The 18934-nt window shown below is 53.6% G+C and carries 13 protein-coding genes and 2 pseudogenes; 10 read left to right on the top strand and 5 right to left on the bottom strand.

Annotation, left to right across the window (positions count from 1 at the left end; genetic code table 11):
* Positions 1–70: 70 nt before the first annotated feature.
* Entirely contained in the window at positions 71–1933 is a 1863-nt protein-coding gene (locus ACP5D4_RS08570) for an ABC transporter ATP-binding protein (RefSeq protein ID WP_428011209.1), read from the bottom strand.
* Positions 1934–2063: 130 nt separating this feature from the next.
* Here ACP5D4_RS08570 and ACP5D4_RS08565 point away from each other — a divergent pair, with 130 nt between their 5' ends.
* Positions 2064–2258 carry a hypothetical protein gene (locus ACP5D4_RS08565; protein WP_428011208.1) on the top strand — a complete coding sequence of 65 codons (195 nt, stop codon included), beginning with the start codon at positions 2064–2066 and terminating at the stop codon, positions 2256–2258.
* 159 nt (positions 2259–2417) lie between these two features.
* A complete protein-coding gene (locus ACP5D4_RS08560; RefSeq protein ID WP_428011207.1) occupies positions 2418–5177 on the top strand; it encodes a DUF4347 domain-containing protein in 2760 nt (919 codons plus the stop codon).
* Between the two features lie 105 nt (positions 5178–5282).
* Here ACP5D4_RS08560 and msrA read toward each other — a convergent pair whose 3' ends face one another.
* The 3 genes from msrA to ACP5D4_RS08545 form a co-directional block, all read right to left on the bottom strand.
* Positions 5283–5750: a peptide-methionine (S)-S-oxide reductase MsrA gene (gene msrA / locus ACP5D4_RS08555; protein WP_428011206.1), complete on the bottom strand. Its 468-nt coding sequence runs from the start codon at positions 5748–5750 to the stop codon at positions 5283–5285.
* A gap of 7 nt (positions 5751–5757) precedes the next feature.
* Positions 5758–6531, bottom strand: a complete 774-nt coding sequence (locus ACP5D4_RS08550) for a sulfite exporter TauE/SafE family protein (RefSeq protein WP_428011205.1) — start codon at positions 6529–6531, stop codon at positions 5758–5760.
* A gap of 68 nt (positions 6532–6599) precedes the next feature.
* Entirely contained in the window at positions 6600–6947 is a 348-nt protein-coding gene (locus tag ACP5D4_RS08545; RefSeq protein ID WP_428011204.1) for a helix-turn-helix domain-containing protein, read from the bottom strand.
* Between the two features lie 251 nt (positions 6948–7198).
* Between ACP5D4_RS08545 and ACP5D4_RS08540 the strand changes: the two genes are divergently transcribed.
* The 5 genes and pseudogenes from ACP5D4_RS08540 (at position 7199) to cheB (ending at position 14873) form a co-directional block, all read left to right on the top strand.
* Positions 7199–8173, top strand: a complete 975-nt coding sequence (locus ACP5D4_RS08540; RefSeq protein ID WP_428011203.1) for a hypothetical protein — start codon at positions 7199–7201, stop codon at positions 8171–8173.
* Between the two features lie 211 nt (positions 8174–8384).
* Complete coding sequence (locus ACP5D4_RS08535; protein ID WP_428011202.1) at positions 8385–9452, top strand: hypothetical protein; 1068 nt, start codon at positions 8385–8387, stop codon at positions 9450–9452.
* A 523-nt stretch (positions 9453–9975) separates the two neighbouring features.
* Positions 9976–10722: pseudogene (locus tag ACP5D4_RS08530) on the top strand (Hpt domain-containing protein); the annotation flags it as partial.
* A gap of 186 nt (positions 10723–10908) precedes the next feature.
* Positions 10909–13623, top strand: coding sequence for an Hpt domain-containing protein (locus tag ACP5D4_RS08525; RefSeq protein ID WP_428011229.1), 2715 nt, complete (start codon positions 10909–10911; stop codon positions 13621–13623).
* 212 nt (positions 13624–13835) lie between these two features.
* Complete coding sequence (gene cheB, locus ACP5D4_RS08520; protein ID WP_428011201.1) at positions 13836–14873, top strand: chemotaxis-specific protein-glutamate methyltransferase CheB; 1038 nt, start codon at positions 13836–13838, stop codon at positions 14871–14873.
* A 26-nt stretch (positions 14874–14899) separates the two neighbouring features.
* On the opposite strand, the gene ACP5D4_RS08515 is transcribed toward cheB, so the two are convergent.
* The gene (locus ACP5D4_RS08515; RefSeq protein ID WP_428011200.1) at positions 14900–15553 is read right to left on the bottom strand and encodes a chorismate lyase; all 654 of its coding nucleotides are present in this window, start codon (positions 15551–15553) and stop codon (positions 14900–14902) included.
* Positions 15554–15808: 255 nt separating this feature from the next.
* Here ACP5D4_RS08515 and ACP5D4_RS08510 point away from each other — a divergent pair, with 255 nt between their 5' ends.
* From ACP5D4_RS08510 to ACP5D4_RS08500, 3 genes and pseudogenes are all read left to right on the top strand, one after another.
* Positions 15809–17416, top strand: a complete 1608-nt coding sequence (locus tag ACP5D4_RS08510) for a CheR family methyltransferase (protein ID WP_428011199.1) — start codon at positions 15809–15811, stop codon at positions 17414–17416.
* A gap of 21 nt (positions 17417–17437) precedes the next feature.
* The gene (locus ACP5D4_RS08505) at positions 17438–18508 is read left to right on the top strand and encodes a chemotaxis protein CheW (protein ID WP_428011198.1); all 1071 of its coding nucleotides are present in this window, start codon (positions 17438–17440) and stop codon (positions 18506–18508) included.
* 248 nt (positions 18509–18756) lie between these two features.
* A pseudogene (locus ACP5D4_RS08500) lies at positions 18757–18882 on the top strand (RNA-guided endonuclease TnpB family protein); the annotation flags it as partial.
* Positions 18883–18934: the final 52 nt, after the last annotated feature.

Below are 18934 nucleotides of genomic sequence, written 5' to 3'. Positions count from 1 at the left end.
ACCTCAGTTTTTCTCAAAAAACTGGGGTTTTTCTGTGCAGCGTGACCAACGAGGGTCAGCGTCGGGTAGTTCACGATTCCTCTACGTAACTCGAGGCTTGTAAGCGAAACATCTGGGCGTAAAGTCCGTTATTTTGCATCAATTCTTCGTGATTTCCCACTTCCACGATGCGGCTGTTGTCCAGGACGACAATGCGATCGGCCATGCGGACGGTGGAAAAGCGGTGACTGACGAAAAACGTCATTTTTCCTGATGTCAAACGGCGAAATCTTTGAAACAATTCTGCTTCGGCGATCGCATCTAACGCCGCTGTGGGTTCGTCGAGAATCAAAATCGAGGCGGAACTCATAAACGCCCGCGCCATACCGATTTTTTGCCACTGTCCCCCGGATAAATCGGTACCGCCAGCAAAGATTTTTCCTAAAATCGTGTCGTAACCCCGTTCTAAGGAGTTGATGACTTCTGTAGCCCCCCCGTCGGCGGTGGCTTGTTGGATGCGATCGAGATCGTCCCGTTTCGACAAATCCCCAAAGCCGATGTTGTCTTGGGCGGTGAGGCTATACCGGGCGAAGTCTTGGAAAATTACGCCGATGTTTTGGCGCAAGTCTTCTAGGGAAAATCGATCGATCCCGATCCCGTCGATCGTAATCTCTCCCTCACTGACATCGTACAACCGCGTAATCAGCTTCAACAGCGTCGTTTTCCCCGCCCCGTTCACCCCCACCAGGGCGATGCTTTCCCCCGGTTTCACGGTCAAATTCAGGTGTTGCAGGGTGGGTTTGGCGGCTTCGGGATAGGTAAAGCTGACGTTTCGCAGTTCTAATCCCTCTCGGACGGGATGCGGAAACGGCGCGGGTTCGGGGGAATCGATGACTTGCGGTTGGAGGCTGAGAAACTCGAAATATTGGGAAACGTAAAGGTTATATTCGTAGGTTTGGGCGATGCTTTGCAAAATCTGCTGTAACACCGATTGCGCTTGGGCAAACGCCCCGGAATACATGGTAAAGTCGCCGATGGAAATTCTGCCCTGTACTGTGCGGGCGATCGTCCAACCGTAAGCGCCGTAATAGCCCAAATTGGCGAAGGTTCCGGCAAATCCGCGCACGGTGGCGAAACGTCGGGCCAGGTGGGCCGACTGGCGGTTGAATTTCGATCGAATCGCCGTCCACTGATTCAACAGGTATTCCCCTAAGCGAAACAGCCGCACTTCTTTGGCGAAGGCGTTTTGCGTCAAGACTCGCTGTAAATAATCCGCCCGTCGCCCGGCTTGGGTTTGCGATCGAGACAGCCAAAATCGACGCCCGGAAAAGCGCACGCTAACCCACAAGGCGGGGGCGGACGTCAACAACAGCAACACCATCACCAGGGGGCTGAAACTCAGCAGCAGGGCGATGGAACTGAGGAAACTCACGGTTTGTCCTAACAAATTCGTCAGGGTTCCTAGAATCCGCACGGGGTAATCGCTTCCGCTTTGTTGCGCCCGACTCAGGGTATCGTGAAATTCGGGAAGTTCGTAATGAGATAAATCGAGCCGAATCGCTTGCTGGATGAGGACTTGGTTGGCGTAAATGGAAAAGCGATCTTTGAGAACTTGCAGGCTGTAGGCGTTGAGTTGGTTGGTGATTTCGGACAGGGTACTAACGCCGAAACGCAATCCCACGAGACCGAAAATTATCGTCCATTCGATTTCAGTTTGTCCGATGCTGGCGACGATTCGATCGACCACCAATTTCGTCACGTAGAGTTCGGTGACGGGTAACACCCCCCGCACGAGGGTAATGCTGACGGAAGCGAGAAGATAGCCAGGGGCGGCGTTCCACACCAGTTTCACCAGTCGCGGCGTATTCGCCAATACGCTGAAAAAGCGCGTGCGGAGGTTTTTGGGTTTGGGGGGTGGCGGTGTCGTGGCTTCGGGACGGCGTTTTGGAGACATTGAAGAAAGTGCAGGCGATCGCGTCGGACAATATCTCAGCTTAACGGGAATTTTCCTGCGGCTGAATCTCTGAATTTTTCGGGCTAAAATCGAGATATCGTTCTTCTTCGATGTTTCGGGTGACGTTTGTATGTCTGACTCGTCTTCGATTGACCCCGAGGAAATTCGCACTTGGCAAGCCAAAATCCAACAGGCGAACCGAAATAATTTATTGTGTCATTGCCAAGTTTGCGATCGCGAATGGGTTTCGTCTCGTCCGGAACCCTGTTCCTGTGGCAGTCGCCAAGTGGAATCCATCGCCTGTTGGCAGTTTCCTGACGGCTGAGGCGATCGATTTCCCTGACTTTCTCAAGCATCTCTCTCAAATACAGGGTTTCAAAATACAGTTCCACAATACAGGGTGCATCGAATCTAATTCTCAACTGTCAATTTCTCACCCTTCAATTTGTCAAATACAGGGCGCGGGAAATTCTTTTAATTCGTCATGTTCGACCCAACAGTTGCCTCGTCCGAGGCGATCGATCGCACGCTGCTGATTGTGGACGGATCGATCGTCGATCGCCAAACTCTCCTCTCCGGCATCGATCCCCGTCTCGAAACCGTCGTTCTCGACAGGACTACCAACGGACTCCAACAAATTTCTGAGGTTCTCGCCCCACGAAACGACCTCGACGCCGTTCACCTCATCACCCACGGCGACGCCGGACGCCTCCAACTGGGGAACACTGTCCTCGATGCAGACAACCTCGACGAATCCGCCGATCTCCTCACAGAATGGGGAAACGCCCTCGATACTAACGGCGACATTCTCCTCTACGGCTGTAACGTCGGTGCCGGAAACCTTGGCCGGGCTTTCGTTGCAGAATTTGCCAGCCTCACGAACGCCGACGTTGCCGCATCGGACGATTTAACCGGGTACGGCGGCGATTGGGATTTAGAAGTTGGCTGGGGAGATATCGAGGCGGCGGTGCCGATCGATCTCGCCACCCAAAACAGCTATCGCCACAGTTTCGCCACGATTCCCGTTCCCGCTGGAGACACAACCGCCCTCATCGACGCCATCGAACTCGCCAACAGCACTCCGGAAGACGACACCCTTCAACTCGGTGGCGGAACCTACAGCTTCACCACCCCCAACAACAGTACAGGAGGAAACGGCGATAACGCCCTTCCCTCCATCGTCAGCGTTGACGTAGGCGGAACCCTCACCATCGAGGGCAACGACGCCACCCTCGAACGAAGTAGTAGCGAAGATTTCCGCCTGTTTCACATCCTCAACGACGGCAATCTCACCCTCAACGATCTAACTTTGCGCGGTGGTTTTTCCTCTAGCACCTTAGACGGCGGCGGGGCGCTGTTCAATCGCGGTACAGTGACGCTGGAAAACGTCACGATGACGGGAAACCAGTCGGAAAGCTTTGGTGGCGCCATCGAAAACGCGGCGGGTGCGACGTTGTTCGTCGAAGACAGTCGGTTTCTTCGCAACTTCGCCAATAGCGGCGGTGCCATTTTCAACCGAGGAAGCGCCGAGATTTCCAACAGTCTGCTTGAAGACAATCAGGCATTAAACGGCGGCGGAATTGCCGACTTCGGGGCAACGTTGCGCCTGTCGAACAGCCAAATTTCGGACAACTTCGCCGGTTTTTTCGGAGGGGGGATTTCTAGCGAGACGGGTAGCAATATTGAGATTTTCAGCAGTTCGATCGTTGGCAACGAAACGCAAGAGAGTGGCGGCGGAATCTATATTCAGTCGGGATTGCTGCAACTGGTAAACAGTACCGTCTCGAACAACCGCGTTCTCGGTGTGGAATCTAGCGGTGGTGGCTTGTATACCTTTGGGAGTACGGTGGAAATCGCCAACAGTACCATCGTTGAGAACGAAGCCTTTAGTTTAGGTGGGGGAATCCTTTTCGATGAAAGCCTTTCGATGGCCAACTCAATCCTGGCCAACAACCGCACCAGCGACGCTGACGAGGATATCTCGACGTTTTCCATCCCTCTTACCGATATCAGTCAGGGATTCAACCTCGTCGGCGTCGATCCTGACGATCTTTTTAATGCCCCAGGAGATATCGCCGGAAGTTCGATCGCTCCCCTCGATCCCCGTTTGAGTCCTCTACAAGACAACGGCGGCGCGACACTGACTTATCTTCCCCTCAACGACAGCCCCGCCATCGATGCCGGAAACATCGAGTTAACAGTCGGTTCGGCGACTTCCCAACCCCTTCTCGTCGATCAGCGGGGATTTCCTCGGTTGGCTGGGGAAGCGATGGATATCGGGGCGGTGGAAGTGCAAGTTAGCGGCGCGATCGCCCTCGTGGAATCGGCGGGAAACACCCGCGTCCGCAGCGGTTACGGCTTCGACACCTACGAAATTTGGCTGACGTTTCCCCCGTCTGAAGACGTAACTGTGCAACTTGCGGCGGATAGTCTCAGCTTGGATTCGTCGCAACTGACGTTTACGCCAGACAACTGGAACGTCCCCCAACCGGTAACGGTGACAGCACCCTTAGACACGGCGGCGGGAACTTTCGCCATCACGCACACTGTCACCAGCGAGGATTTCGCCTTCGATGGCTTGTCTCTCGAGGATGTCTCCGTTACCGTCACCCATCCGACGACTGTTCCGGGGGACGACATCGCCCTCGATGAAGCTTCTCTGGGGGCATTTAGCGAAGGTGACGACGTTATTGAAGGAAGTCGCGGCCGAGATGATTTGTATCTCCGTGAGGGACATGATGCGGCTTTTGGGTATGGGGAGAGCGATCGACTCTACGGCGGCGATGAAGACGACTATCTCAACGGCGGCGCAGCCACAGACTACCTCAACGGCGGTAACGGAAACGACGACTTAGACGGGGATTCTGGGGTTGACGTTCTCTTTGGCGGCGACGGAAGCGATCGACTGCGAGGGGGAACGGAGATGGATTTCCTCTTCGGCGGCCTCGGCGACGACGAGTTAATTGGCGGTGAGGGTAGCGATGTCTTGACTGGCGGTGAGGGAAACGATGTGTTTGTCCTCGAACGCAACGGCGCCGTGGATACGATTCAGGATTTCGAGGTGTTACAGGACAAACTCAGTTTGACCAACGGCTTGACTTTTGCGGATTTGGAATTCGTCCGACAAATTGGCGAAAATTCGCAACCGGAAACTCTCGTGCGCGATGGGGTGACGGGGGAGTCGATCGCTATTTTAGTCGGAATCAATCCTTCGTTTTTGTCGGAAATTGACTTTATTCAGTAGGTTTTATTTCGCAAAATCCAAGGTTTTAGGGTATTTTTCTCGCCAAAAATAAACAAAGAACAGAGGATTTGTTTCTCTAAAATTTCGTTTTTTTAAACCCGTTTTTTAAAACCTTTTTGGGCGATGTTTTTCGTAATATTGTTGGTGTTCTTCTTCGGCTAAATAATAGTCTTTTGCGGGTTCGATAAACGTGACGATATTTCTCTCGGATTTTTTAGATTGTTGTAATTTTAATTTCGATTTTCGAGCAACTTTTTCCTGTTCTGGCGTGTGGTAAAAAATAATCGATCGATATTGGTCGCCGCGATCGGGACCTTGACGGTTTAACGAAGTGGGATCGTGAATCTCCCAAAAAACATTCAACAATTCTTCATAAGACACGATATCCGGGTCGTATTCAACCTGAGTGACTTCCGCGTGTCCCGTAATCCGGGCGCAAACGTCCAAATAAGAGGGATTTGGGAAATCTCCCCCCATATAACCCACAGAAGTCGAAACAACGCCGTCAACGCGACGAAATGCCGCTTCAACGCCCCAAAAACAGCCCGCTCCAAACGTGGCAATTTCAGTCATAATCTCCTCACTCGGGCATGGCTTCCAGTCCTTTGGCGATCGTATACCCTGCTATCGCCAACAGCAAGAGTCGAAACAGCAAATTCACCCAACGTTCGGGCAATTTCGGTAACACCCGCGTTCCCAACTGAGCGCCCAAAATCCCGCCAACTCCCAGACAAACACCTTGCAACCACAAAACGTTTCCTTGAATTCCGTGGCGCACCAATCCCGAAATTGCAATTAAAACGATCGCCCCCAAACTCGTCCGAACCGCCAGTTTAATCGGCGACTGTAACAGCAGCATTTGCAAGGGAACCATCACCGCCCCGCCGCCGACGCCGAACAATCCCGACAGCAACCCCGCTAAACCGCCAATTCCTACCGTTTTGACGTGAAAATTGTTTTGAGACGAAACCGCCTCAGACTTTTGCTTCGCCAGTTGGCGTCGCAACCCCATCAAATAAATCACCGCCAGTTGCAACACCGCAAAGCAAAACGCCAAAACTGCACCGGGAAGCTGGCTTCCCAACCAAGCCCCCACCTGCGCCAGCGGAATTCCCCCCAACGCCAGCCCCAGCGACGCTGTGGGATTCAAATCGCCAGTTCGCCAATTTCGCAAACTTCCCGAAGTGGCGCTGAGAACTACGCCGACTAAACTCGTCGCCGTCGCTTGCAGAATCGTCAAGCCTCCCACCATCAACGCGGGAACCATCAGCAAGCCGCCGCCAATTCCCAGCACACCCGCCGCGACTCCTGTAACAACGCCCACCAGCAGCAACGAAAGCAGTTCGATCGACATAGATTAAATATAGATATAGATGAAGCTGAACGCACCAAAGTCCATCATCTCACCATCCCTTCATCTCATCATCCCCTCATCCCCTCCCCCGACGCCGCGCGAAATACCTGTTCGGCGAAAGCAGGGTTTTCCGCCATGCGTTGGAACAATTTCGGCATCTCTCGATAGTGCTTTTTCAGGAATTCCTCGTATCGCTGCGGCGTGCGTCCCGCTAGAAACACCAGAGATTCTTCGTCTAACTGCAATTCCTGCGCGATCGATCGAATTACCTCCTCTTTCGCCGCGTAATCGGCTCGATCGTTCTCTAACTTCGATAAATACGTGAAATCCACCCGCAGCGTTTTCGCTAAATCTCGCTGAGACAAGCCGCGATTCATGCGGGCTTCCCGAATGACGCTTCCAAAGCTCTCTTTCACGGTCAGTTCCTCTGCTATACAACTCGAGATCCCCCGTTCAAATTGGGTCGAACCTCGATCCTACGCGCATTCTAGCGAATACTTGACAAAAAAATCAACAGCGGTTACAGTGAATTTAGTTGATTAAAAAATCAACTCACGCGAGAACGACGCAGCAGACAGTCAGGTCAGACGTTCTCACCGCGCCTGGCCTGACTTTTCCAAAACATCCTGCGTCGATACCAACCTTTCCCAAACGGAGGTTTCCAACCGTGACTCAAGCGTCTTTCGACAACAAATCCCTGTTACTCCAACAATTCCAAGAGGTTCTCGCCGAACGCAAGCGTCAGGAGTACCGTGTCGCCACCAAAGAAGAGGAAGCCGAAACCCAGAAAAACCGAGAACTTCTCGAAATCGCCTCCACCTACACCCCCGACAGCATCGTTCGCGGCTTTGCGGACTTACAACTGGAGTTCGACACCACCGTTACCAGCCTCGCCGAACGCCTCGAAACCGAAGCCAAGAAACTGGACGAACTTCGCAAATCCATCGATATCGAGAGCGACAACCTGCAAAAACTGCAAAAAATCGGAATTGTCGCCGACGCGCTGCACCTGCTTCGCCGAGAACACCAAGAACAACGCCGCGCCTTGGAAGACACCCTGTCGCGTCAGCAGGAAGCCTTGGAAAAAGAGCGCACTCAAACCCGCAAATCCTGGGAGAAAGAACAGCAAGCGTTCGAGACGCAGGTGGCGGAAACCGAGGCGACAGTGCAGAAACAGCGGGAACAGGAAGCGGCTGACTTCCAATACGAGTTACAACGCCAGCGGAAAATTGACGCCGACGAGTACGAACGCCAGCGTCGGGAGTTGGAAGCGCAACTGGCGCAGCAAAACCGGGAAAAAGAGAAAGATTGGACGGAACGGGAGGCGTTTTTAAACGCACATCAAGAAGAGTTCGACGAGAAGAAACAGCGGGTTTCCACCTTCGAGGCGGAGTTGCAACAAGCATTTAACAAAGCCAAGGAAGACACCATCCGCGAGGTGAATCGCGAGGCGTCGGCGAAGGCGAGTTTAGTCGAGAAAGAATGGGAAGGGATACAGCGCGGTTACGAGGTAAAAATTGCCGCGTTAGAAACGACAATTCAACGTCAAGACGAGCAGATTGCCGAAATTTCGGCACAGTTACAAGCCGCCGCACAGCAATCTCGCGAGTTAGCGATTCAGGCGTTTGGCAGTCGTTCTTAATGTATTGAAGTTTTCTTGGATTCACGCCGTAGGTTGGGTGAAACGGAGTGAAGCCCAACATCTTAAACGTCTCGAAAAAGCCAATTCAAGATAAACCCAACATCCCCAATTTTCCGAATCTCGTCTTGTGTTGGGTTGCGGTTTTCTCCACCCAACCTACAGCCAATTTTCCAAATTTTCACGAATCGTCACATTTTTTGAGGTTAGAACTGTGGTCAATTCTCGCAATACAAAATCTGAAATTCTCTCGGCTTACAAAGAACTCCAAAAAGAGAAGAAAGCCTTAGAAGCCAAGCTGAAGCAATCAGCGAAATCTCAACCCACGCAAACCGCAACAGCGAAGGTGGAATCGACGCCCAAAAAATCCTCGGCGAAAACGGAAGAGGAACGGATGCAAGACACGATTTCTCAACTGATGGGGTTGAAGTTGGGATTTGGAAGTTCGGTGAGTCAACTTTCGGAAAAACTCACGCGGGAAGCCTCGAATTTGTCGGAGGTTCAAAGCCAGGTTTCTGAAGAGGTCGATCGACTGACACAACTGTACGATTTGTCTGATATTGACGACGACACGCTCGACCGTTTGATTCGGGAGTACGAGGAGACTAAAAAACAGTTTTCTGATGAATTTGAAACACTTAAAGAAACCTTAGAGCAAGCCTTTTTTGAAGAACGAGAGGCTTGGAAAAAAGAGCGGGAAGAGCGTGAAAAATTCGTCGCAGAACGCAATTTTAATTACGAGAAATTGCTGGAGCGCGACGAGCAAGAGTATCGCTACGATCGCGACTTGCTGCGGAAGACGGAGTTTGAGGAGTATCAGCAACAGCAAGAGGCGTTATATCGCCAACTCGAGGAAACTCGCCAACAGCAAGAGAAAGCTTGGGAAGAGCGGGAAAACGGACTTTCTGAGCGCGAGAAAGAGTTTGAAGAGGTGATGGCGAAAGTGGAAGCGTTCCCGGCGGATAAAGAGGCGAAAATTAAGCGCGGAAAAGAAGTTGGACGGAACATCGCGATCGCACAAACTAAGGCGAATGCAGAGTTACGTCAGAAAGAAATTGAAGGGGAGAAACAGCGGTACGAGTTGCAGGTTCAATCCTTGGAGCAAACGATTCGAGAGCGCGAAATTCGCATTGCCAATTTGACGAAGCAATTGGAAACTACTCTCAAACAAACGCAAGAGTTGGCGGTCAAAGCCATCGAGGGTGCGGCGAACGAGAAATCGCTGCAAGCGGTGAAGGATATTGCTCTGGAACAGGCGAAAAACCAGCAACGTGGGAAGTGATTGCGGTGACGGTTTAAATTCGGCTTGAATCGATTTTAATAGTCGAAATACTCAAGATAAAATCCCCGGCGTTTTGTAAATGCTGGGGATTTAGTGAAGACTTCTGGCCAACTGATGAGAAGTGCGTTGGGTTTCGCCATCGCTTCACTCAACCTACAGACTGTTCGCTTTTTGAAACTAGCTTATCACAAACGGATAGAGTATGACTTAAAGCCTTAGCCTTATTTTTGAGATTTTTCTGGGACGTTATATGATTTAATTAAAAAGAAATTAAAAAAATAGAAAATCGTCACAATAAGTCTGTAAGCGAAGTTAAAATAGACCCGATTAGGTTGGGGAGAATGCCATCATAAAACTTAACAGAGTCAAAAGTGGAGAGAGCGATCGCTATGAGACCGCGCTCTCGACTGAAATGCCGAGGACGAGATCGGCTAGTATAAGGAGAGAGCAGGGAGCTTTCCAGCAGCGATCGAGTTAAAACCTCGCGTGACGTTAGCTTAGAAAAATTGGGAGTCAGATCGTTATGGCGATCGAAGACGAAGAACTGCAAGGCATCTTCAAAGAAGCGAGCGAAGACGAGTTAAGAAAGATTAAGAACGGGCTGACTCAATTAGAACAGAATCCCGAGGACGAGGAAATCCTCGAAGATTTACTGAGAAACGTTCATTCACTCAAAGGCAATGCGGGAATGCTGGGTCTGAAAGACCTGGCCATGCTAACGAACCAGTGGGAACAGGTTCTCGAGAGTCTCAAACAGGAAGAGTCGCTTCCCTTAGACGACCCGTTCGCGCGACTGCGCCAGGGTCTCGACGCCATCGAAAAACTGGTGACGGAAGCGATTACCGGGGAACCCTCTGGGGTGCAAACCTTCTACGTCTTGGCGAACCTCATGGGGGGAAACGCCGCGCCGCCGCCTTCTGAAAAGACGCCGTGCGAAACAGAAACGGTCGAACCGGACACCTCCGACGCTCCCTCCGCTGCTGAAGCGGCGCCGTCTCCCTCAGAACATCTCCCTTTGTCCGAAAGCGAGATTTACATCGAGGACGACGAACTCCGTCAAACCTTCCAAATCGCCAGCGAAGACCACCTGCAAAAACTGGATGACGGTTTGTTGCACCTCGAACAACATCCCGACGATCGCGATCGCCTCGAAGACGTACTGCGGGAAATGCACAGTCTCAAAGGAGACGCGGGGATGCTGGGGGTCGAATCCGTCGCGAAACTGTCTCACGTTTGGGAACAACAACTGGCACCGTTGAAAGAGGAGGCGATCAAGCTGTCGCCGCAACTGTTCGATCGCCTGTACCAGGGGTTAGACGCCATCCGTCAGTTCGTCAACGATGCCGTCAACGGTACCGTCAGCGAACTGTCCCTCGAAGCCGCCTGCGATGCACTGCTGGGGAAAGTGTCCGCCGAGGCTTCGCCGGCCGAGAAGCCTTCCCCCACGCCACGGACACTGTCGCCTTCGGCTTCCTTCACGACCCCCTACATCGAGGACGACGAACTCCGTCAAACCTTCAAAATCGCCAGCGAAGACCACTTACAACAACTGTACGACGGTCTGCTTCATCTCGAACAGCATTCCGACGATCGCGATCGCCTCAACGACCTTCTCCGCGAAATCCACAGTCTCAAAGGAGATGCGGGGATGCTGGGGGTCGAATCCGTAGCGCGACTGTCCCACGCCTGGGAACAACAAATCGTTCCCATCAAAGAAGAAAAACTCGAACTCACAGACGACCTGTGCGATCGCCTGTTTCGGGATCTCGACACCATCCGCCAACAGGTTAACAACGCCGTAACGCCTCCCCAAGACCGGGGGACGGAAGCCACCGCCGCCTCGAACCACACCGCCCCGGAGGCCGCCTCCGGCGAAAGCCTGTATATCGACGACGACGAACTCCGCGAAACCTTCCGCATCGCCTGCGACGACCACCTTCAAAAACTCGACGAAGGACTCCTGCACCTCGAACAACACCCAGCCGACGGAGATCGCCTGGACTTAGTCTTACGAGAAATTCACAGCATTAAAGGGGATGCGGGGATGTTAGGCATCGACAGCATCGCCCAACTGGCCCACGACTGGGAACAACAACTCGTACCGGTCAAAGAAGCCAAAGCCCAACTGACCTCCGAACTGTGCGATCGCCTCTACCAAGGCTTAGACGCCATTCGCCAAATGGTCAGCGAAGCCATCACCGGCCGTCCCAGCGCCATCGAACTCCAAGAGGCGATCGAGCAACTCCAAGGCGGACAACCGCCCTCGTCAGCCAATCCCGGCGGCAGCGCTTCCGATCCCCCCACACAGCCCCCCCGCCGTTCCTCCCACAACGGAAAGGCACCTGACGACAGCGACGGAAGCTATCGCATCGACACCATTCGCGTCACCACCCGCAACCTCGACGCCTTAATGACACAAGCCGGGGAACTGACGGTAACGAAAATCCGCATCGCCCATCGCCTGGCCGAAATCGAAGATATCGTCGCACTGTGGGAAGAGTGGAGTCGCGACACCAATGCCTCTCGCTTCCTCTGGGAAGAGTTACAAATTAACGGAAACGGCAACGGAACCCGTAACACCGCCCTGCGTCAGATGCAGTCGCTACAGCAACAGTCCCGCGAGCGACTCGAACGCATGGGAAGCCTCATCAACCACCTGCGCAACGCCATCGCCGAAGATACCGCGCGACTCGATACCATTGCCGACGAAATCGAAGACGGCGTGCGAACCCTGCGACTGCTGCCGCTTTCGACCATTTTCAACCTGTACCCCCGTTTAGTGCGAGACCTGGCTCGATCGCAAAACAAAGACGTACAACTCTCGATTTGGGGAGGGGAAACCCGCGCCGACAAGCGCATCCTCGAAGAAATGAAAGATCCCCTGACCCATATTATTCGCAACGCCATCGACCACGGTATCGAACCGCCCGAAGAGCGGCGGCGGATGGGGAAACCCGAACGGGCGACGGTGACGCTGCGGGGCTATCAAACTGCCAGTACCGTCGTCATCGAAGTATCCGACGACGGCCGGGGATTAGACATCGAGAAAATCAAGAAAACGGCCTTGAAAAACGGCGTCTGTCGCTCCGAAGACTTGGAGACGATGACGCCGAACCAGATTCAATCGTTGATTTTCATGCCCGGATTTTCCACTCGATCGTTCGTCACGGAAGTCTCCGGGCGCGGCGTGGGGTTAGACGTGGTGCGGGCCAACGTCGAACGGCTCAAAGGATCGATTCAAGTAGACTCCGAACCCGGAAAGGGCTGTACGATACGGTTGCATTTGGGGACGACTTTGGCCACCGCCCACGTGCTGCTGGTGGAGGTTAACGGACAGCCTTATGCCATCCCCGTGGAGTTCGTGCAAACCGCCTGTACCCTCGACGAAAGCGATATTTTCGCCATCGAGGGGCGAGAAACCGTACTGTACGACGATCGACCCATTTCCGTGGCCGAGTTAGCGAACTTGTTAGAACTTCCGGCCTCGCCGGAGAGCCGCGAACAGCCCAAGAAATCCCTATCCTGCATCGTTTTGAAAGTCGGAGACGATTGGTTGGGGGTCATCGTCGATCGACTCATCGACGAACAAGACGCCATCCTCAAGCCCCAAAGCAAGCTCCTGGCGAGGGTTCGCAACGTTTCCGGCGCGACGATTTTGGGAACCGGGGAAGTTTGCATCGTTCTCAATCCCGTGGATTTAGTGCAGTCGGTTCACAGCGGCCGCCGCTTGTCGGGATTGGTGACCGACACCGCCGCCGTTTCCGTCGGAGTCGAAGACACCAGCGGAGGCTCCCCCGAAGACCGCCGCCCAGCCGTTATCCTGTTAGTTGAAGATTCCATCACCACCCGCACTCAAGAAAAACGCATTCTGGAAGCGGCGGGCTACGAAGTGGTGACGGCGGTTGATGGCTTAGACGGGTATAACAAACTTCGCGCCCGGGAGTTCGACGCCGTGGTATCCGACATTCAAATGCCCAATCTCGACGGTCTCGAAATGACCGAACGGATTCGATCGCACCAGCAATACAGCGAATTGCCCATCGTCCTCGTCACCTCCCTGGCCACCGACGAAGACCGCCGTAAAGGGGCCGAAGCTGGCGCGAACGCCTATATCACAAAAAGCAGTTTTAATCAAGAAGTTTTAGTCGAAACCTTGAGGCGTTTAGTGTGATTTTTTAAAAGTCTGTATTGGAAAGACTCGGGGTCTTAAAAAACATCGTTTGGCTTTCAATAATGCCAAAAAAAATGTAAAATTTTAGGGTGGGTCAAGCCCCACCCTGCAAACTTTTTTTCAAACTTAAATTCCTTGGAAACACCGTTGAAACACCGTGAAAAACCTCATTAAAAACAAGCCTTTTTATTGCCCGTCGTTCGCTGCAAAAAATGCCTATTCGCGTTCTCGTCGCTGAAGATTCTCCCGTCGTCCAAATTGTCCTCAAACGCCTTTTTTCCGGGTGTAGCGATATCGAACTCGTCGCTATGGCTCGCACCGGAAAAGAAGCCTTAGACCTGCTGCCTCGGGTTAAACCCGACGTCGTCTGTACCGATCTCCATATGCCCGAAATGAACGGGTTAGAACTGACCGAGGAGATCATGTCCACCATGCCCCTTCCGATTTTGGTGTTGAGTGCTTCGGTACAAGCCGAAGATACCCAAAACGTCTTTCGGGTTCTCAACGCCGGGGCGGTGGACGTTTTACCCAAACCCATCGACAGTTCCGTGGGGAACTGGGACGATTTAAAACAAGAACTCCTCACCAAAATTCGCGTGTTGTCGGGGGTGGCGGTGTTTACCCACCGACGGCGAACGGCATCCGTCACGAAAACGCCGACCGTGACCCGCGAAGAACGTCTGCGATCCTATCAAGTGCTGGCCGTCGGTGCGTCTACGGGAGGTCCGCAAGCCTTGTTGTCGATTTTATCGACAATTCCTAAAAACTTTCCCGTTCCTATTGTCTGCGTCCAACATATCAGTCGGGGCTTTTTACAGGGGTTGGTGGCTTGGTTGAATTCCGAAACTCACATTACGGTCGAAATTGCCTCGGCCGGATCGATCGCCAAACCGGGAACCGCTTATTTTCCCCCAGAAGACAAACATTTAATATTCGATCGACCGGGACGGTTCGCCTATTCCGACGTACCGCCGCTGTCGGGACACCGTCCTTCAGTCACCGTATTGTTCGAGTCCGTCGCCCGCTGTTACGGTCGTCGCGCCGTAGGCGTATTGTTGACAGGAATGGGCAAAGACGGCGCCACGGGAATGTTAGAGATCGAACGGGCTGGCGGACTGACTGTCGCCCAAGACGAAGCCAGTAGCGTCGTGTTTGGAATGCCCAAAGAAGCCATCGCCCTCGGGGCGGCTCATTACGTTCTTCCCTTAAACGAAATTTCGCCGATGTTGCTCGAAAAAGTGTTTCGGTGAACTCAAAAAAAATAGAACCTCAAGCCTCAAGACTGCGATCGACGCGATCGACGACCCTTGAGATCGTCCTCAGACACTCGCATCGGTCCGAGATACTTCCGTAAATAGGGCGAAAACACTTCGTAAATCAGCGTGAGCGGTTTACCGTGATGCCAAAATAAATAATGACGTCCCCAAAACGGCCCCGTTTCCTCAAACGCCTCTGCCAACGCCGACGAACGACCGTAATACAACCCGCGAACGTCGCGATAGAGTTCCGCGTGAATGCGGGAGAGATTTTCCCAAATCGGCAGCGATCGATTTTGTAAATAATCGTCGATGTGGCTAGTCCCCCACCAAGACGCCGCGTAGGCCAACCGTTGACCCGAGGCCGTCCTCAACCAAACCTGTCGCCGCAGTCTCGGCGTGGGAATCTCGCCAATCAAAGACGGCGCCCCGTCGGTATCCGTCCCGATGGGCGACATATCGATGACATCCACTTCCGTGGGTTCTCCCGTTAACAATTTCAGGTGACGAGTGGGAGAACCATCTCCCAACAGCAGAATTTGCCAGGCTGGAGCCAGTTGCTGGTGGGGCAACCCCTCGCGAACGGCCGTTTCGTCACCTTGCCACAAGGGATCGAGGGCGCACCAAGGGCGAACCTCGGTGACGCGGTTGGGATGTTTGAAGGTCGCAGTCAATTTTCTTAACAGAACTTAACTAACTCCCCTTATCTTAACCTCGATCCCCGTTCTCCCCAGTTCCCGGTTCAATCTGAGTTAGGCTAGAAGTATATATCTTGTCAAAAACTATACCGTTTTATGGTTGCGCTGTTTCCCAGCGATAAAGCTTGTGACGCTCGGAACGATCGGTACGGCAGCGGATTGCACGGGCGAAAACCCAACGAACTCCTTTTGCCCTCATTTCCTCGTGCTTAATTCCTCGTCCTTAAACTGATGTTCGATTCCGATCGCGTCCGACAGTTCGTCCGACTCATCTCGCGTCAAACGGGGTTGTACGTTCGTCCCCAAGACGAACGCGGACTGCTCGAAAAACTGCGAGTTCGTATGAAGGCGTTGGGGATCTCGTCTCTCGAATCCTATTACCAACTCCTCGACGCCGCGCGTCCGGATGCTATTACCCCACCGAGCGATCGCTTGTGCAGCGATCGAGAATGGCGGGAACTGGTCAAACTCTTGGTGGTCACGGAGAGTTATTTTTTTCGCGATCGCGGCCAGTTCGACCTACTCCGCAGTCGTATTTTGCCCGAACTCATCGTCAAAAACCGCAACCTGGCCGCAAAAAAAGCCCAGGGTGCCAAACCGAGCCTCAAAATTTGGAGTGCCGCCTGCGCTTCGGGCGAAGAACCCTATTCCCTGGCGATTTTACTGCGGGAACTCCTCCACGACTTATACGAATGGAACCTCAAGATCGTCGGCACCGACATCAACGAAGCCGTCTTAGAACGCGCTCGACGGGGGGAATATAACCCCTGGTCGTTCCGCCAAGTCGAACCCCGTATCAAACAGCAATACTTCCAAGTTCGCGGCGATAAATACCATATCGACCCCCGAGTGCGGCAGATGGTACAGTTTCACCGCCTCAACCTCGTCCGTCACGACCTTCCCGACGCCGATCTCAGTCTCGATGCAGTGGATTTAATTCTCTGTCGCAACGTTTTTATCTACTTCGATCGAAACGCTGTCGATCGCGTCCTGCAAAAGTTTTACCGTACCCTGTCCCCCGGAGGGTATCTGATTGCCGCTCACGCCGAACTTCAGGGACAATCGACGCGACCCTTTCACACGCAACTGTTTCCCCAATCCGTCGTCTACCAGCGTTGCGATCGCGTCGAAGGGGACAGCATCGCCCGGGCCGATCGCGCCAACATCCTCGATCGATCTGCGTCACCCTCCCGTAACAGACAGGTCACGCCCAAACCGATCGTGCCGCTTCCGCCCCGTCGGGAGAGCGTTTCGCCCCCACCCCCGCCCCGGTCGCTGAGACCTCGGCGCGATCGCGAGAGCGCCAAGAAACTCTTTCGCGATCGCCCTTCCCACCCCTCTCCCGACGAAATCGCACCCGCCTGGACGCGAGCGATGGCCTGCTACCAACAACAGGACTACGCCGACGCCATTCGTCACGCCGAAGCCGTCCTGTCCGACGAACCGCGCCATCTCGACGCCTACACCCTCATCGCCCGCGCCTACGCCAACCTCGGCGACTACCAAAAAGCCACCTACTACTGCATGCAGGCTCTCGAAATCGACTCCCTAGCCGTCGCCCCTTACTACCTCCTGGCTTACCTGTGCGAACTGCAAGGCAAACCCGAACGCGCCAAAAGCTTCCTGAAAAAGATCGTCTACATCGACCCTCACGCCGCCCTGGCCTACCTCGAACTGGCGCAACTGTATCAAAGCGAAGGCGATCGACATCGCGCCCGTAAAATGCAAAGTACGGCGGTGGAAATCTTGCAAACCCTGCCCCCTCAAACCGTCGTCGATGCCGAACGACATTTGACCGCCGGGGAGTTGTTAAAACAAGTTCGCGGCCTGTCTCGATAACCCTTTCCCGCTGCGCCTCTTATGGAGACCTATCCTTACCTGCTCTTCGATCTCAACGAAACCCACTACGGACTGGACGCTCACCTAGTCCAAGAAGTCTTTTTTCTGCCGGAAGTGACTCCCATCGCCGAAGCCCCGCCCGATATCGTCGGCGTTCTCAACCTGCGGGGGGAGATCGTACCGATTATGGATCTCCACTTTCGCCTCAGTCGCAAATTCCGCCAGCGTCACGGCGTGCTTCGACGGGACTATCGACTCAGCGACAGCGTCATTATCGTGGAATGGAAAGGGTTTCGCCTGGGAATGGTGGTCGATCGCGTGCGGGAAGTCGTCAGCGTCGAAACCCAAGACATCACCTCCGAGTTGTCTTACGGCCGTGACAGTCACACCACACAACGTTTCGTCAAAGGCGTCGCCCAAGTGGAAACCGAACTCGTGGCGCTTCTCGACTGCCAAGCCGTGATACGGGACGCCCGCGATCGCGCCGCCAGCCAAGACACCAGCCCCGAAACCGAAGAATCAGACGCCTCGGAACCCGAAGAATCAGACCTTCCGGTATTTTGTCCCAACGCCACCCCCGAAGAGCGGGAAGTCTTTCGCCAACGGGCGGCCCAGTTACGGGTGATGACAGACGCCCAAGACGTACAAAATTTGGTGTCTTTGGCAGTCGTCGGACTGCACGGCGAGTATTTCGGCATCGACTTACAGATGGTGCGGGAGTTCGCCACCATTAACAACGTCACCCCCGTTCCCTGCTGTCCCCCTCGCATCGTGGGCAATATGAACTTACGGGGAGAAATTTTGACCCTCGTTGCGGTAGACGAACTGCTGAACCTCCCCAGCGTCGAGCGTCAGGCGAAAAAGGCGGTGGTGGTGCAAGTGGAGGATATCGTGGCAGGAATTGCCGTCGATGAGGTGTTCGACGTGGTTCAGGTGAATCCGTCGGAGATGTCGGCGATTCCCACGGCGGTACGGCGTACCGGAGATGAATATTTACGAGGCACTGCGCCCTATCAGGGTAAAGCGTTAACGGTTCTGGATATGCACAAGATTCTCACGAAGGGAGAATTGGTCGTTAACGAGGAACCTTGACCGAAACCTCGTCACGCACCGCACCCCATCACCCTCAGTGGCGTAGAAAACTTTTCGAGATCTGGGGTTGACAAAATACATATTTTATGTATTGGGGGGGCAGAGAGGGGGGAGACGAGGCGATGATGCGATCGAGGTGATGAGGTTATCAAAAAATTTGGGTCTAAAACCCCGTCCTTCTAGGACGGCTTTTGACAATCCTGTTTTTTTGTGCCAAGATTGTTCGTACAAGTGCCAGCTAAGCGACAATGCTTGTTCTCGAGTTCAAAGTAAAAGGCAAGCCCCACCAATACGCGGCGATTGACGAGGCGATCCGAACCGCACAGTTCGTTCGCAACAAGGCACTGCGCTATTGGATAGATAACCGAGGTTTGACGTTCTCCCCCGCCTGAAGGCAGGGGGATTCATCGTTCTACGAGTCTCCGT

Source organism: Baaleninema sp. (assembly GCF_049974805.1).
Lineage (GTDB): Bacteria > Cyanobacteriota > Cyanobacteriia > Cyanobacteriales > Geitlerinemataceae > Baaleninema.
This window is presented reverse-complemented; position numbering and strand designations above follow the sequence as displayed.